16 protein-coding genes and 1 tRNA gene are annotated in these 15,450 nt (G+C 66.5%); 13 read left to right on the top strand and 4 right to left on the bottom strand.

Annotated elements, in window-relative coordinates:
• Positions 1 to 389: 389 nt before the first annotated feature.
• From FL344_RS14965 to FL344_RS14935, 7 genes are all read left to right on the top strand, one after another.
• On the top strand, positions 390 to 1,046 hold the full coding sequence (locus tag FL344_RS14965) for a cell wall protein (protein ID WP_141619015.1): 657 nt from the start codon (positions 390 to 392) through the stop codon (positions 1,044 to 1,046).
• A 182-nt stretch (positions 1,047 to 1,228) separates the two neighbouring features.
• On the top strand, positions 1,229 to 2,257 hold the full coding sequence (locus FL344_RS14960) for a fatty acid desaturase (protein ID WP_141619014.1): 1,029 nt from the start codon (positions 1,229 to 1,231) through the stop codon (positions 2,255 to 2,257).
• A gap of 175 nt (positions 2,258 to 2,432) precedes the next feature.
• Positions 2,433 to 2,506, top strand: a tRNA-Arg gene (locus tag FL344_RS14955).
• Between the two features lie 216 nt (positions 2,507 to 2,722).
• A complete protein-coding gene (locus FL344_RS14950; RefSeq protein ID WP_141619013.1) occupies positions 2,723 to 2,917 on the top strand; it encodes a hypothetical protein in 195 nt (64 codons plus the stop codon).
• An 818-nt stretch (positions 2,918 to 3,735) separates the two neighbouring features.
• A complete protein-coding gene (locus tag FL344_RS14945) occupies positions 3,736 to 4,365 on the top strand; it encodes a hypothetical protein (RefSeq protein ID WP_141619012.1) in 630 nt (209 codons plus the stop codon).
• Between the two features lie 51 nt (positions 4,366 to 4,416).
• Positions 4,417 to 4,836, top strand: coding sequence for a hypothetical protein (locus FL344_RS14940; RefSeq protein ID WP_141619011.1), 420 nt, complete (start codon positions 4,417 to 4,419; stop codon positions 4,834 to 4,836).
• Positions 4,837 to 4,926: 90 nt separating this feature from the next.
• A protein-coding gene (locus FL344_RS14935) for an IS5 family transposase (RefSeq protein ID WP_228565065.1) occupies positions 4,927 to 5,702 on the top strand; the annotation gives its coding sequence in 2 pieces (ribosomal slippage) (positions 4,927 to 5,278 and positions 5,278 to 5,702; 777 coding nt in all).
• Positions 5,703 to 7,061: 1,359 nt separating this feature from the next.
• Here the strand turns inward: FL344_RS14935 and FL344_RS14930 are convergent.
• Positions 7,062 to 7,316: a hypothetical protein gene (locus tag FL344_RS14930; RefSeq protein ID WP_141619010.1), complete on the bottom strand. Its 255-nt coding sequence runs from the start codon at positions 7,314 to 7,316 to the stop codon at positions 7,062 to 7,064.
• A gap of 72 nt (positions 7,317 to 7,388) precedes the next feature.
• Between FL344_RS14930 and FL344_RS14925 the strand changes: the two genes are divergently transcribed.
• Both FL344_RS14925 and FL344_RS14920 read left to right on the top strand, forming a co-directional pair.
• Positions 7,389 to 7,775 carry a hypothetical protein gene (locus tag FL344_RS14925; protein ID WP_141619009.1) on the top strand — a complete coding sequence of 129 codons (387 nt, stop codon included), beginning with the start codon at positions 7,389 to 7,391 and terminating at the stop codon, positions 7,773 to 7,775.
• A gap of 359 nt (positions 7,776 to 8,134) precedes the next feature.
• Positions 8,135 to 8,410 (top strand): hypothetical protein, encoded by a 276-nt coding sequence (locus tag FL344_RS14920; RefSeq protein WP_141619008.1) that lies wholly within the window; start codon positions 8,135 to 8,137, stop codon positions 8,408 to 8,410.
• Positions 8,411 to 8,501: 91 nt separating this feature from the next.
• Here FL344_RS14920 and FL344_RS14915 read toward each other — a convergent pair whose 3' ends face one another.
• The gene (locus tag FL344_RS14915; RefSeq protein ID WP_228565064.1) at positions 8,502 to 8,798 is read right to left on the bottom strand and encodes a hypothetical protein; all 297 of its coding nucleotides are present in this window, start codon (positions 8,796 to 8,798) and stop codon (positions 8,502 to 8,504) included.
• Between the two features lie 181 nt (positions 8,799 to 8,979).
• Between FL344_RS14915 and FL344_RS14910 the strand changes: the two genes are divergently transcribed.
• Positions 8,980 to 10,569 carry an MBL fold metallo-hydrolase gene (locus FL344_RS14910; protein WP_141619007.1) on the top strand — a complete coding sequence of 530 codons (1,590 nt, stop codon included), beginning with the start codon at positions 8,980 to 8,982 and terminating at the stop codon, positions 10,567 to 10,569.
• A 57-nt stretch (positions 10,570 to 10,626) separates the two neighbouring features.
• Here the strand turns inward: FL344_RS14910 and cysC are convergent, their stop codons facing one another.
• Positions 10,627 to 11,184, bottom strand: coding sequence for an adenylyl-sulfate kinase (cysC, locus tag FL344_RS14905; protein WP_141619006.1), 558 nt, complete (start codon positions 11,182 to 11,184; stop codon positions 10,627 to 10,629).
• Between the two features lie 106 nt (positions 11,185 to 11,290).
• Between cysC and FL344_RS14900 the strand changes: the two genes are divergently transcribed.
• The gene (locus tag FL344_RS14900) at positions 11,291 to 12,076 is read left to right on the top strand and encodes a thioesterase II family protein (RefSeq protein ID WP_216608500.1); all 786 of its coding nucleotides are present in this window, start codon (positions 11,291 to 11,293) and stop codon (positions 12,074 to 12,076) included.
• A gap of 9 nt (positions 12,077 to 12,085) precedes the next feature.
• Here the strand turns inward: FL344_RS14900 and FL344_RS14895 are convergent, their stop codons facing one another.
• A complete protein-coding gene (locus FL344_RS14895; protein ID WP_141619005.1) occupies positions 12,086 to 12,862 on the bottom strand; it encodes a 4'-phosphopantetheinyl transferase superfamily protein in 777 nt (258 codons plus the stop codon).
• 201 nt (positions 12,863 to 13,063) lie between these two features.
• Here FL344_RS14895 and FL344_RS14890 point away from each other — a divergent pair, with 201 nt between their 5' ends.
• The gene (locus FL344_RS14890; RefSeq protein WP_141619004.1) at positions 13,064 to 14,317 is read left to right on the top strand and encodes a glycosyltransferase family 2 protein; all 1,254 of its coding nucleotides are present in this window, start codon (positions 13,064 to 13,066) and stop codon (positions 14,315 to 14,317) included.
• Positions 14,314 to 15,414, top strand: coding sequence for a hypothetical protein (locus tag FL344_RS14885; protein ID WP_141619003.1), 1,101 nt, complete (start codon positions 14,314 to 14,316; stop codon positions 15,412 to 15,414). Before FL344_RS14890 ends, FL344_RS14885 begins: the two co-directional genes overlap by 4 nt.
• Positions 15,415 to 15,450: the final 36 nt, after the last annotated feature.

The following is a 15,450-nucleotide window of genomic DNA, read 5'->3' as shown; positions in this document are numbered from 1 at the left end:
AAGTTGCACGACACGCGCATCCTGCCGCAGTAGCCTGCTTCAGCCGAGGAAGAAGCGCACTCCCCGGAAGTCATGCCGACCACTCGACAGGTAGGATTCCGACATACCTCGAAGGTGCGGGCGCGGCTCGGGATTGAATGGACGTGGGCCGTGTTGACATGGGGACGCACCGCTTGGGTTATCGCCGCGAAACATCCACTCACGAGCCCTTTGACAGGCTGTCCTGGGCGGTCGGCCACAGGTGTGCTAACGCAACGGCCGTCCGCTCCACGGTCCCCTGAAGCAACCGGCAGCGACCACAGGCACTCATCCACATGCCAAGACCCCGTAGCCTTCGTTCCGCCCCGTCTCATCACTCCACGCGAACCACTCGCGTTCCCGCTTCGTCCTTGCCGCCACTGGAACGCGCGTTCCGCACCGTGCTGGCCGAGGAACTCGCCGGGCAATTGTCGCCGCTGACGGACACGCTTCTGCGCATCGCGGAGAGCCTGTCCCCCAGCGGCCTCCGGCGCCAGCCGCGGCGTGAGCTGCCGAACGCGGCCCTGGACGCCCTGGCATCGTCGCTCGCGACCCTGGATGCGGGGCCCCACGACACCGCCGAGGAAGAAGCCGCTCCGGAAGCCCGGGCCTGCGCCGTCATCGGCTGCAAGCGGCCGGTGCGCAGCCTGGGCTACTGCGCGGCCCACTACCAGAAGCGGCGCCTCATGGTGGCCTCCGGCCGCCTGCACCACGCGTGGACGGAAGACGCCGCGCCGAACAGCATTCCGGACGTCATCCTGGGCCGGAAGCGCCGCGAGTCTTCTTCGGAGGCACCGGAGACCGCCGTCACCCCGGAGCCCGTGCGCCCCAGCGAGGGTCCCCGCGTCTGGGTCCGCAAGAAGGGCGCCAGCCCCGTGGTCCCGACGCCCAGTGGCGACAGCCCGCCGGTCCTGCAGTTGGCCCAGAGCTCGGTGATTCCGACCTCGCAACGCTCCGAGCGTGAGCAGGTGGCATCCATCGTCGAGCAGTGGGCCAGCGAGTTCCGGGCCAACAAGCATCGCTCGTGACGTTCCGTGCCCCGTCGGGCCCCATGGGCCGGACGGGGCAGCGCGGCCTCCAACGCATCGCGACATCCGTGAGGGGTGTCTGCCAATAGCACCGCCCATGACGGTCGCATGACAGTGGGCGGGCATGGTTCCAGGGACTCGAATCGACGGCAGCCGCCGCCGTGCCAGCCCTGGACTTCCGAATGGACTCCGCGACCCGCAGCAGCGCCTTCACCTCACTCTCCCGAGATGCCGAGCGGAACCTCATCGCCCGCACGCGGCCCTTCGCCACGCAGGACACGCGGCGGAGCTGGTGGGAAGTGGGCACCACCTTCGCGGCCCTGCTGGGCGCCATCGCGCTCGCCGCCCTTCCCTCCTGGTGGCCCCTGCGCGTCGTGGGCAGCGTGGTGCAAGCTCTGGCGATGATCCGCTCGTTCATCCTGGTCCACGACTACCTGCACGGTTCACTGCTGTCGGGCTCGCGGATCGCGAAGGCCCTGTTCCACACCCACGCGGTGCTGCTGCTCACGCCGCCGCGCGTCTGGACCGAGTCGCACAACCACCACCATGCGAACACGGCGCGGCTGGCTGCCTCCGCGTCGGGGACGTTCACCACCTGGACGGCGCAGCAGTGGCGTGAGGCCACGGCGTTGGAGCGACTGGCCTATGTGGTGGAGCGGCATCCGCTCGTGATGGTCTTCGCGTACCCGCTCGCGTTCCTGGGAGGGCTGTGCATCGTGCCGTTCGTGAAGCACCCACTGCGCTACTGGAGCGCGGGCTTCGCCGTGCTCCTCCACGTGGCCATCAGCGCGGCGGTGTTCCACTTCGGGGGCCTGGGCGTGTACCTCACGGCGATGGTGCTGCCGCTGTCCATCGGCTACGCGCTGGGGGCGTACCTCTTCTTCTCCCAGCACAACTTCCCGGACGTCGCGCTGCGCGAGGACCAGGACTGGACGCACGCGAGCGCGGCCCTGGAGGCGTCGAGCTACCTGGCCTGCGGCCCCGTCATGGCGTGGTTCACCGGCAACATCGGCTACCACCACGTCCACCACCTCAACCCGCGCATCCCCTTCTACCGGCTGCCGGAGGCCATGGCCGCCATCCCCGAGCTGCAGAATCCCCGCACCACCACCCTGCACCCCAGGGACGTGCTGGCCTGTCTGCGACTCAACGTCTGGGACGGAAAGCGGGGTCGCATGGTCCGGTTCCGGGACGTTCCCGCGTCACGCTGAGGGAGCCCGGCAGGGCCCCTAGGGGGCGGAAGGCTCGAAACGGTGATGCTGGCGCGTTGCGCGCGCCGGGCCGCCTGCTATAACGCACGTCGTTGTGCATGCACCCCGGCTTTGGGAGGCATGAATGGACCTTTCTGGTGGACTTCCTCCAGAAAGCGCAGTGACTTGAGAGCACGACCCCGTAGCTCAGTTGGATAGAGCGGCGGTTTCCTAAACCGCAGGCCACAGGTTCGATTCCTGTCGGGGTCACATCCTAACCGCCCGTCCCCACTGGAGATTCGGGCGGAGGATGGAGCCAGTGCCGCTCCCGCTGATGGCGCCGTGGCGCTGGAGTGGCATAGCGGCAAGGCCAAAGCCAAACACTCACCAAGCTGTACCGCTGAGCGGCCTGATGATGCCCAAGGCCGCGGGGGCTTAACGCCATCCTCCCAGCCCCGCCGGAGCCTCCTGCCGGCCGAGTTCACCTTGGGGTTCCGCCACCTCGATGAGGCGGGCGAGCGCTGGGAGATGGATTGCGGCTCGGGCATCGTCCGCGGCGAGGGATGGCTCGCCTTGCTGCACGCCTTCCACAAGGCCCTCGCGGAGGTCCGCGGCGTCGCGGACGCCGGACGAGAGTCCGCGGCCCAGGACGCTGCGCGCACGACAGAGGGTGCCCGGTGAGCGCCCCGAAAAGGCACTCCAAGGCCAAGCTGCGCGTCGTCCATGGGCCCGGCGCCGCCTCCGTGGGCGTCGTCCTGCACGCTGCCCTGCAAGTGGCCACTGGCAATGGGCGCTCCCTGGTGCTGAACGAGGTGGACTGCCGCCAGATGCTGGATGCGCTCGGCCAGGGCGAAGTGCCGCCGTGCGTGTGCGCTGCCCTAGGACGCGCGCGATGCATGCCCTGCCGCCTCAACGGCATGGAGCGGGACCTGGCTGTCCTCCGTGCCTTCGAGGAAGGCCAGTGGAGCATTCAGGAGCAGCTCGCCGGCGAGGACTCCATCCCCCCGGAGGTGCTCACCGGCGCGTTGACGGCGCTCAACGGCCTGCTGCGCGCCTCGAAGCTGCGCGGCGAGCCCGAAGCCCCCCTGCCCCACGCACCTATGCCCCCGATGAGAAATGCTGGTGCGGCGAGCCCCTGTTGCTGGTCAAGCGCGGGGACATCTGCTCCCTGGGCAGGCACGACGACTGAGGTGTCGTGGTGGCGGGAGGCACCAGGCGCGGCTTTCCGCCTGCCGTCATCACACCCGCCGGGCCGCCTGCCGTCATCACACCCGCCGGACATGGTGCTCCGGCGGGGCTGTTCTTACTGCGCTGACGTCCGGTGCCACCCGCGCGAGAGGGATGCCCCTTCTTCCCGCGCGGGCATCAGTGCCGCGGTGTACCGGCCCGGCCTCGTGCCTCGTTGGTGCAAACCCTCCCAAAGCAGCGAAACCGAATTGTCATGACTTAGAGGCTTGCATATATGGACTCCAATTCCTGATTTCGGACGGGAGGGGTCCATGACAGCAGCTCGGCTGGGACGCGTCGCAGCGCTCGGCATGGCCATCGGCTGCGCCGGGGCGCCTGAACCGAGTGGCACGCGGGACTATTGGCGTTCGGGCCCCCACGTCCACGTGCGAGGCCCCTGGGAAGCCATCACCCCGTCTTCCGACGTGGACGAGGTCGTCGACCAACTCTGCCCTGCCGTCATCGAGCTGCCGCGCGCGATGGCGCGCGACTATGGGCAGGAGTACTGCGGCGCCATCTACTCACTGGGAGACGGCATCTACCACGCCAGCATGCCCTCACCTCTGGGCGAGCCCGAACCGGTTGGCCCCTCGAAGAGGAAGAAGTGCATCCCACCTCGCTACGTCGCCGACCCGAGAGGGCGAACGATAGTGCTCGGGGACTTCCACAGCCACCCGTGGGCTCCCTCGTCACTGTCGCTCGTGGACCGGCTTGCCGAGACGCAAATCTGGACCATCCGCATCCAGTTCGACCGCGCCTGCACCATCACCAAGCTCGTGCCGAATCTCGGCAGCGAGCAACCCGGAGAGGTCTACCTCCGACAACGCAAGCACTGGAAGCTGGTGGGCATCATCAAGCACGAGAACAAGGCTCTCGGGCTCGTCACTGCGGTGGATGACTGAGGACTGAGCGTGTCGATGCACATCCGAAATCGTGGCCCGCACGGAGGCCCCATGAAGCGCGTTCTGCTCCCCCTTCTTTGCGTGCTGCCCGCATGCGCCCTGTTCCAACGGCCGCCGCGCCCGGTGCATGCGCCGCCGGAAGAGGCTGCCGCCTTCGCAATCCCGCTCGCGATGCCAACCGAGGGGCTGCAAGTCATCAGCGGCACCACCCTGCGCGCCATCCAACTCGCCATGGAGGACTACCTTCCCTGGGACCGGAAGCTGCCTAAGGGCGCCACACCGCTCTATGAGTGCCTCAATCGCCGCGAGTCCTACGAGGTCGCAACAGCGCCGGCCTCCCCCGGGGTTGTGCTCGTCAGCATCATCCCAAACCCGAAAAAGTGCGGCATCGGCACGGCGCCCACCCTGGAGGGAGGCGCCACCTATGCGGTTGACGTGAACGCCTGGCGCATCCTCGCGGTGCAGGAGTAGAGCCGGTCTCGAAATTGAGCGAGCAGGCATGAGAGCGGTGGCCGGGCCGCTGATCGACATAGAGGGGATGGCCATGTTCGAAGCTGAGCGGTGGACTTGACTGATGAACAGTGGAGCCTGATTGAGCCGCTACTCCCCGCGCGGAAGCTGAAGCGGAAGGACCGGCCTGGGCGAACGCCCACGCCCTCACGGGCGCTGTGGGACGGGATCCTGTGGATTCTGCGCACCGGGGCCCAATGGAGCGAGCTGCCGCGGGAGAAGTATCCGCCCTACAAAACGGTCCACCTCCGGTTTCAGGGCTGGGTAAGGGACGGTACTTTCCGCGCCGCCCTGCGAGCCTTGGCCCTGGACCTCAAAGAGCGCGGAGGATTCGACCTGGAGGAAGGCTTCGTCGACGCGTACTTCGCCTCGGCGAAAAAGGGAGGTCCTGCGTCGGGAAAACGAAGCGGGGCAAAGGGACGAAGGTCATGGCAGCTGCAGACGGCGCTGGTCTTCCTCTCGCCATTGGCGCGGCAAGCGCTTCTCCCCACGAAACCAAGCTCCTCGAAGCCACCCTCGACGAGAGCCTCATCGACGAACTTCCCGAGCGGCTCATCGGCGACAAAGCCTATGACGCTGACAAGCTCGACGAGCGATTGTGGCATCAGCGGGGAGTGAAGCTGATTGCCCCGCACCGTCGAGGACGCAAGACGAAGACGCAGGATGGGCGCGAGCTACGTCGATACCGCCGACGCTGGAAGATGGAGCGGCTTTTCGCCTGGCTCCAGAACTTCCGGCGTCTCGTCACCCGCTATGAAGTGAAGGTGGAGAACTTCCTCGGCTTTCTCCACCTCGGCTGCATCCTCATCCTCTTGAGGCAATTCTGAGATCATTTCTAGGGATGAGTGCGAAACAATCGCCAATAATCTACGAAAATACTCCGTAGACACAATTATCTCAAAACAGTCTGAACACTTCGCACGCGAAGCAACCGAGCACCAGAAGTATGCCCAACTCTGGCTCTATGGAGTCGTCGCATCCGCATTGCTCGCGACAGCCATAGCCATACATGCAAGCCTCAACCCGCCGAGCGCCCTTGTTCACAATTCGCTACCGCTCACCATATTTGCATATGTCCCCAGATTCCTCACGCTATCCATCTCACTCTGTGCGCTCTCACTGTGCGCCAGAAATTACCGAACCAGTCGCCACAACTACATTGTCAACAAGCACCGCTCAATCGCATTGAGCACATTCGATGTTTTTGCATCATCGGCGACAGAATCCAAAGTGAAGGATGCGATTCTGGCACAAGCAGCAAGCACTATCTTCTCACCGCAGCCCAGCGGATATTCCGTTGACCAAGCTGAACCCCTACCCCAGGCAACAGCAGTAGAACTGCTCCAGCGCGTCAGCCCGAAGTGAGTAGAGGCCCCCTTCTCGGGGCCATGGCCTCTCTTCTCCGCCGCGCGATGAAAGCCCTGGGCATGATACCCACCACCCAGGTCCCCCTCGTCCACGCCATTCCCGACTTCAGCTTCGGACCGCGCCGAGGCAGCCGGGAGGTGCTCATCGCCTACCGTGAAAACGGATGGCTGCTCGCCGTAGCGGACGCGGTGGCGACGCCCTGGTTGAGAAGGAGTTTCACGGGCAGTATGGACGGCGTCCGCGCATTACCACCGCCCAGGAATGGCCTCTACCGGCACATTCGGCATCCACTGCGCCCACCCCTCCCCGAAGTACGAGCGCGAATTCCACCAAGGGCCGGGCGCCATGACGTTTCACCGTTAAGTGCGGACAAGACTCGTGGATTGGCCCGGACTCATCCGCGCTCAACTCGGGAGGGGAATATGAGTATCGGTCGCACACTGCTGTTGTCGGTGGCGTTTGCCGTGATGGTCGGCTGCGGGAATGCGTCCCTCAATGACGGCACACCCATCGACCGCTTTGTCGCAGGTGAAGACGCCGCTGAGACCTTCGCGCCAGACTCACCGGAAGGCGAAGAGTTGCTGTCGATGGCCGCCAACCCTTCCGTCGATGCCTCTGGAGGCTCGGCTTCGGCGCGCCCACCGCCCCCGCCGCCCGGGAGGAGTTGCTCATCCGGAAACGGGTCGCAGGACTGCTACTGCACGGCCGGCTGTTGCCGTAACGAGACGAGTTGCTGGTGCTGCTAAGCCTGAGCAGCCAACGGCCGCCATGCCTTTGGCCTGCTCTCCGATAAATGCGGGGGCCAGGCGGTGGCGGACCTACTGCCGCTCCGCCTCGCCTGTCCACAGCTCAAGCTGCCCCGGCGTGCGCACGTTGCGCACCCGAGGTGCAGATGGCGTGGGCGGCGCGGGTGCCATCGGCGCCGTGCGCGCATAGGCCACGGCCGCCTTCCGCAGCCTGTCACGGGCCTTGGCGAACTCGTCCTCGTCGTCGCTGGCGTCAGCGTAGGCCAGGGCTGCTGCCGTGAGTCGATCCCAGGGCGACTCGTACGTCGGCGCCAGGGGCGTCGCCATCGACTGCTTCCGCGTCCCCCCCGAGAACAGCACGCAGAGCCAGACGAGACGCTTGTCCTGAAAGAGAAGGCAATGAAAGCCCACCATGACCTTCTCGTCGAACTACACGCGCTGCTGCAGAAGAATGGCTGGACGCATATCAACGAGATTCCTGGAGCTATTGATCTGTGGGCCCACAGTCCTGGGGGTGGACCACGCGTCATTTTCGAAGCCAAGACGATGGGCCGCCACGAGATACACCAAACGCGGGCCGCCCTTGCCCAGCTATTCGAGTACCGCCATGTGCATGGAGCGAAAGAGGGCGAACTCTGCCTCGTTGTGAACCGCCGACTCAGCAACAAGCGCGAACGCCTCCTGGCAGCCCTAGGCATTTCGGTCATCTGGCATGACGGACTTCGGTTCAGCACTTCCCACGGGGCCTCGAAAACCTGGCTGACGAAGATTGCAGGAGCACGCTGAACGCTCCTGGTTCCCTGACTTGAGTGCGCTCGGCCGTCGCCCTCGACCGCGTCGTCGCCTTGCGGCAGACCCGAGACATTGCCCGCTACATGGCGCTGAACCCTGACAGCAATCACGTGCTGGAGACAGTGCTCTTCAATCTCCTACTGCCCATCAATGTCACGAACACCATCCAGACATAGCCCGAGGACCTCACAATGAAGGGCATCCGCCACGGAGCGGTACTCTTCCGGCGTGGACGCCTCGTCGACAGACCGAGCGGGCCCGTTCGCATTCCGACAGTCTGCAGCCCCCAGGTGCCATTGACGCGTTCTCTAGCTATCCTGAGAACGCATCACCTTCTCACAAAAGGGGAATTCATGCGTACGGGCATCATGGTGGGTCTGCTGGCAGTAGGGCTGATGACGGGCTGTGGCGGCATCGAAGAGGAGGCCGCCACCGGGCTCGAAACGGAGGCCCAGGCGATCCCCTGTCGTGACATCACCGGCCGGGACTACGTCATCACGTACTACGCGGAACCCGCGAAGGTCACCAAGGTCGGTGAACTCCTCTGCGGCTGCAGCACGCCGGAGACGGTCCTCAACGGCACGAAGACCTCCTACTACGAGAAGGTCTACGGCTGCTTCGCGATGTAGCGAAAACGCCCCGCACGACCTGACACGGCGGAACGGCGCGCGGGCAACGGGAACCCGTTGCTCGCGCGCCCGTGGAGGCCCTGTAAGGGACTCAGTGCGCCCGGTAGCAGTAACGCCCTGGGTCACCCTGCGTGCAGTCCTCGGGACAGGTCCGGGCCGTCTCCCCAGGACAGCACGCGCCGTTTCCACAGAACTCGCCACGTGGGCAATCCAGGGGACAGCTCAGCCGCTCGCCGATTTCGCAGACACCGTCTCCACAAACCGCGAGCGTGGCTTCCGTCGTGGCGAGCGCCTCATCCTGCGCGTCCTCCGAATCCATGGCGCCAACGCCACAGCCCACGGCCACTCCCACCATCAGGGTCAGCACAACATTCCAAGCTGCCTTCATTGGGACGCTCCTTGCTTGAGTTGCACGATGAAAGGGATACGCCCGGATGCTCGCATGGTTGAGCTAACGCAAAAGATGCGCCGTGTTGGCCTCGTGCATCACCCTTCGAATCCGTGTATCTACGGGCTCCAAGTTTGCCAATTTCCCGACGTTTTCCGGACCTCGCTCGGAGGAGACCGCCATGCTGGACCGTCCCATGTACCTCAAGCCGAACGTCGCCATCGAGCCGCTCTACAATCAGTGGTACGCGTGGTGGTACCTGCTGTCTCCGGCGACCGCCCCGCTGTTCGTGACGAACCTGCACCAGAAGCTGATGCAGTCCTTCGTGGCGAACCCGGACGTGCACGTGGCGGCCCTGAAGAACCCGATGCTGATGGGCGGCCCGTTCATCAACCACCCGGCGGCGAAGGCCCCGCGCGTGAAGGAGCTCCTGGAGCGGACGCAGAAGGAGCAGGCCAACATGCTCGCGTACACCAAGGCGGTGGCCGAGCTGGAGCAGCTCATGGCGCCCAACAACGGCGGCTCCCTGGAGGGTCTCTACGCCAAGGTGCCCGACATCCTCCGCGGCTACGTGGAGCTCACGTATGACCTCAGCAACCGCGCCAGCGCGCGGTACATCGAGCCGCTCCTGTACCGCAGCCCCTTCCACAAGGAGTCCTCGCAGAGCGTGACGCTCATGCAGGTGGACGGCGACTGGCGGCCCTACATCTTCAGCACACCCCGCCTGGAGGAGGACACGCCCCTGTGGCTGCGCGTCCCCTACAAGCACGAAGGCCTGGACGCCCTCTTCCGAATGCGCCACACGCCGGGCTCGCCCGGACAGGTCGCGGAGATGCTCGGCGTGCCCGCCTCCGCCGCGGACGCCTTCGCCGCGCTCTTCACCGACGTCGAGCCCCGCCGCACGGAGCGCTACACCGGTGAGGGCGTGCGCGTGCGCTACTTCGGCCACGCCTGCGTGCTGCTGGAGACGAAGGAGGTCAGCATCCTCACCGACCCCGTCATCAGCTACGAGTTCCCCACGGACCTCCCCCGCTTCACCCACTCCGACCTGCCCGAGCGCATCGACTACGTGGTCCTCACGCATGGCCACGCAGACCACCTGATGATGGAGACGCTCATCCAGCTGCGGCACCGGGTGGGCTGCATCATCGTCCCGCGCAACAACGGCAACTCGCTGGCGGACCCGTCGCTGCGGCTGATGCTCCACCACAACGGCTTCAAGAACGTGGTGGAGATTGACGACCTCCAGGAGATTCCCGTGCCGGGCGGCTCCATCACTGGCCTGCCCTTCCTGGGCGAGCACAGCGACCTGGCCATCCAGGCCAAGACGGCGCACCTGGTGCGCCTGGGCGGCAAGTCCATGCTGATGGCCGCGGACTCCAACGCCATCGAGCCGCGCATGTACCAGCACCTGCGCGACATCGTCGGCACCATCGACGTGCTGTTCCTCGGCATGGAGTGCGAAGGCGGCCCGATGAGCTGGATGTACGGCCCGCTGCTGTGCAATCCCCTGCCCCGGAAGATGGACCAGGCCCGCCGGCTCAACGGCTCCGACAGCGCTCGCGCCATCGAAATCACCAACTACCTGTCGCCCAAGGAGGTCTACGTCTACGCCATGGGCCAGGAGCCGTGGCTGCGCCACGTGATGATCCTCGTCTACGACGACAAGGCCCCGCAGATTGTCGAGTCGAACAAGTTCCTGGAGCACTGCCGCACGAAGGGCATCCAGGCCGAGCGCCCCTACGTGAAGATGGAGCGCATCCTCGCCTGAGTCCGCGCCTCCGCTCCCCCGAGGTGCGCGGAGATTCCGCCACCTCGGGGACGCGCTTCACGCCGCCGCGGCGGCGTCGAGCAGGCCCCGCTTTCGCAGCGTCTCCAACACGCGCCACAGGCCCGCCTCCACGGTGTCCACATCCGAGCGGACGGTGACGTCGGGCGCGTCAGGCGCCTCATAGGGGTCCGACACGCCGGTGAAGTGCGCCAGCTCGCCGGCCAGCGCCTTCTTGTAGAGCCCCTTCACGTCCCGGGCGATGAGCACATCCAGAGGCGCCTGGACAAAGATCTCCACGAAGGGGATGCCCGCCTCCTCGGCCAGCCGGCGCACCTCGGCGCGCGAGCTCGCATAGGGCGAGATGGCCGCGGCGATGACGCCCACCCCGTGCTTCGCCAGCAGCCGGGCCACATGACCGATGCGGCGCACGTTCTCCTCGCGGTCCTCGCGGGTGAAGCCCAGTCCGCGGGACAGCCAGGTGCGCACCTCATCCCCGTCCAGCACCTCCACGGGCATCGACGAGGCCAGGTGCGCGCACAGGGCACGGGACAAGGTGCTCTTGCCCGCGCCTGACAGACCTGTCAGCCAGAGTATGAAGCCCGCGGAACGCCCCATGGTGACCCCAGAATGACGCCCCTGCGCGTCCCCGAAACGCTAACACGCCACGCGGCCTCCGGGACTTGACCCGTTTTCCGTGGCCATGCGACAGAGCCTTCACGTCATGCAAAGCGCGTCCAACTCGAGCCCTCATGCCCCCGACCGCTGGTTCCCCACCCGGAAGCCGTTGACGGACCCGCGGCTGCGGCTGTTCTGCCTGCCGTACGCCGGTGGCAGCGTGGCCATCTACAACCAGTGGAGCCAGGGCCTGCCGGCGGGTGTGGAGCTGTGCCCCGTCCAGCTCCCCGGGCGCGAGCGCCGCCTGTCCGAGAAGCCCATTGGCAGCCTGCCTGCCCTGGTGGACGCGCTGCTGCCCGCCATCGCGCCGCTGCTGGACCGGCCCTTCGCCTTCTTCGGCTACAGCATGGGCGCTCGCATCTCCCTGGAGCTCGCCAGGCGCCTCCAGGCCCGCAATGGCCCGCGCCCCGTGGGCCTGTTCCTGGGGGCCGCCGGGCCGCCGTCCGTCAACACCCGCGAGCCCATCCACCACCTGCCCGAACCGGAGTTCATCGCGCAGCTGCGGCGCTACGACGGCACGCCCGAGGAGATCTTCCAGCACCGCGAGCTGCTGGAGCTGGTGCTGCCCATGCTGCGCGCCGACTTTGGCATCGCCTTCACGGAGGACGGCCCCCAGCCCGCGAAGCTGGAGGTCCCCATCTCCGTCGTCGGCTCGCCCGAGGACAAGCACGTCCCCACCGCGAACCTGGAGCGCTGGCGCGACGAGACGCGGAGCGAGGACGTCCGCGTCCGCCTCTTCCCTGGCGGCCACTTCTTCATCAAGTCGCAGCGGGACGCCCTCCTCGCGCACATCAGCGAGGACCTGAACCGGTGGATGGGCCGCGCGCCCTGAGCCCGTCGTCTACGCCGCCTGGAACCGGGGCGGCGTGTCCCCGGCCAGCGGCACCGTGAATTGCCAGCGCACCGTCAGCGGCTGCCCACGGGGCCGGTTCACCGCCACCGCCGCCTGGTGCCGCTCCGACGGGCGCAACTGAACGAACTGCCACGCCTCCGGCACGTCTTGCATCCGCGGGTCGAAGGAGATGCGCGGCGCCTGTCCCTGCTCCAGGTGGAACGCGAACTGGTCCAACGGCAGTGACAGCCCCGCGCCACGCGCCTTGATGTAGGACTCCTTCAGCGTCCAGTACTCGAAGAAGCGCTCCCGGTGCCGCTCCGCCGGCAGGGCCTTCAGCGCCGCCACTTCCGAGGCGGCGAAGTAGTGGTCGGCGATCTCCACCGTCTCCCCCTTCCGCTGCGCGTCCTCCACGTCCGCGCCCAGCTCCGCGTCCCAGCCCACCGCCACCAGCGCCATGCCGTCCGTATGGGACAGGTTGAAGCGCAGCTTCGGGCCCCACTCCCCCCGCACCACCGGCCGGCCGTACGTGTTGGTGTCGAAGGCCCAGGCCTCCGGCGCCACCGGCGCGTAGCGCGACAGCGTCAGCCGCACCAGCGCATGGCTCACCAGGTACTGGCGCTGGTGCCGCTCGAAGCGGAAGCGCTGCTGCTTGTCGCGCTCCTTCGCGTCCAGTAGCCCCCAGTAGGCATCCAGGAGGCGCCGGTCGTCGATGCGCTCGGGCTCGACAATCCATACATGGACCTCATCTGGACGCAGCGCGAGGGGCTGGAAGTCTGTCGGCATGCCCCCTTTCTACCACCGCCACCTGTTCGCTCCTGCGTGCTTCTGCGTGGCATGGCCACTGATGGCCACTGTCTCTGACCCTTGAGGCAGATGGCACACACCGTTGCCCCCGCCAACCTTTCGCTCGCTCGTGTTGGGGTTCGCGGCGGCGGGTAGGGTCACGACGAGGGCAGCTCGTGGCGTGATGGGGGGCAGGGACGGATGGAGCTCTTTCCAATTCAGTTACTCTTCATGGTGGTTCTGATGAACCGCTATGTCCTCGGGCCATTGCTACGGCGCCTGAAAGGGCGGAAGTTCGACAGAGTCGACGACACCTACCTGCCGCGCGTCGCCATCGTCATCCCACTGTTCAACGAAGGCGAAGGCATCTACCACGGCGTTCGAAGTCTTCTGGAGCAGGACTATCCCAGCCACCTGCTGCAAATCGTGGTGGTGGATGACTGCTCCAAGGACGACAGCTACGCCTGGGCACTGAAGGCGGCGGAGGGAAATCCCAACGTCATCGTCATGCGCAACCCGGAGAACATGGGCAAGCGCAAGGGCATCAACCGCGCGGTGAAGGCCGCCACAGACGCGGAAATCATCGTGTCGGTGGACTCGGACGTCATCGTCGACAAGGCCGCAGTCCGCCAGCTGGTGCGCCGCTTCGTCAGCCCGCGCATCGCCGCGGTGGGCGGCCGAACCTACGTGACGAACCGTCATCAGAACTGGATGACGCGGATGATTGAAATCAAGTTCCACTTCGCCCAGGAGTGGCTCAAGGACCTGGAGCGCAGCTTCCGCCAGGTGATGTGCCTGTCGGGCTGCCTTACCGCTTACCGCCGCCACGTGCTGCTGGAGCTGGAGCCCATCCTCGAGGCGCGCGCCATCGCGGGCATCCCCATCAAGTACGGCGAGGACCGGTTCCTCACGCGCCAGATCGTCAAGCACGACTACGAGACGGTCTACACGCTGGACGCCTTTTGCTTCACCGCCGCACCGTCGACGCTGGCCGGGTACTTCTCCCAGCAGCTCCGGTGGCGCCGCTCCAACCTGGTGGACCTGCTGGGCGGCCTGTCACACGCCTGGCGGCTCCACCCGGTCGTCGCGGTCCACTACGTGTCACAGCTCGCGCTGCTCCTCTCCTACCCACTGGTCATCGTGCACAACGTCCTGACCGGCGAGTTCTGGGACATCCTCGCCTTCCACTTCCTGGTCATCGGCTTGCTCGGGGTCATCTATCGAGTCGAAACCCGACACCTCCCCGCGGACCGGCGAGTCCACGGCGCCAGCTTCCTGCCCATGGCCCTGCTGATGCCGGTGACGTACGCGCTCTTCACACCGCTGGCACTGCTGACGCTGGACTCGGGGAGCTGGGAGACGCGGGGCAGCGCCAGCGCCGCTCCCGAGACGTCGCCGGTCGACTCCGGGGGCCGCTTTCCTCCCACCCATGCTGGTGAGGGCACTACGCCATGAACCAACGCGTCGCCAATCGCGTCAACAGCATCGCCGTCTCTGCCTACAAGTTCATCGGTTCCCTGCTGCTCGCGCTCATCATGCTCGGGCTGGTGTCCTTCCTGTCCGTTCAGGGCTTCTTCCTGGTGAGCCGCAGCTGGGTGACCCCCACGGTCATCTCGCCGACGGACCCGCAGATTCTCACGCTCAACACGCAGGTGGCCGCACAGACGTCCGCGCGCGACCACGTGTTGTCGGACCGGCGGTCGGTGGAGAACCGCATCTCCGACGCCGAGCGCACCGTCGCCGCGGAGCGCGCGTTCCAGCAGCGCTTCCTCGTCGCCCTGCGTGGCGAGCGCGACGCCAAGGACCGGGTGGCACAGCGGCTGTCGTTGCTGCGCCGCGAGTACAGCAACGCCCGGGCGGAGATTCTCCAGTCCAACCGTGCCTTCGCCGGACTGGCGCGCACGCGCACCGACGCGCTGTACGACGCGCGCCTGATGGAACAGGAGGAGAAGCTCACCATCAACCACCACCTGGCGCAGCTGGCGCAGAGCAACCTGTCACTGGCGCAGTCCTCAGCGGACCTTGAGACGCGGCTGGATTCGCTCCAGCGGGAGATTGCCGGCCTCTCGGCGGTGCAGTCCGGGATGGGCAAGAACGAGACGCCCCAGGGCATGACGTCCGACGTGCTGCTGCTGGAGCGCGAGTACACGCACTCCGTCCTGGAGCAGGCTCGCGCGGAGGCGACGCTGAAGAGCCTCCAGACGGACCTCGCCGCCCTGGACGAGGTGGCCCTGCGCTACGACACGCTGATTGCGTCGCTGCGTGCGTCTCCGTACCTCAAGGCTATCGAGCGGGACCTCACCGTCGCATTCGTCCCGTACGAGAACATCCCGAACGCCGAGCAGGGCACGCCGCTGTACTCGTGCGCGGCCAAGGTCTTCTGGTGCCACGAGGTGGGCGTCATCGGGCGCGTGCTCGAGGGCGAGGTGTCCCTCAAGCACCCCATCCGCCAGTACATGCTCCGCGGCGTCATGGTGGAGGTCCAACTGACGGACGCGCCTTCCGCCCGGGAAGACCTGCTCCACCTGGGCCGGCCGCCGCTGCTGCTGTGAGTCCCACCACCCTTTGACTGGAGACGGCCTCTGAGC

Source organism: Myxococcus sp. AB036A, assembly GCF_006547355.1.
GTDB classification, from domain to species: domain Bacteria; phylum Myxococcota; class Myxococcia; order Myxococcales; family Myxococcaceae; genus Myxococcus; species Myxococcus virescens.
The sequence above is the reverse complement of the archived record's forward strand: the minus strand, read 5'-3'. Positions and strand labels throughout refer to the sequence as shown.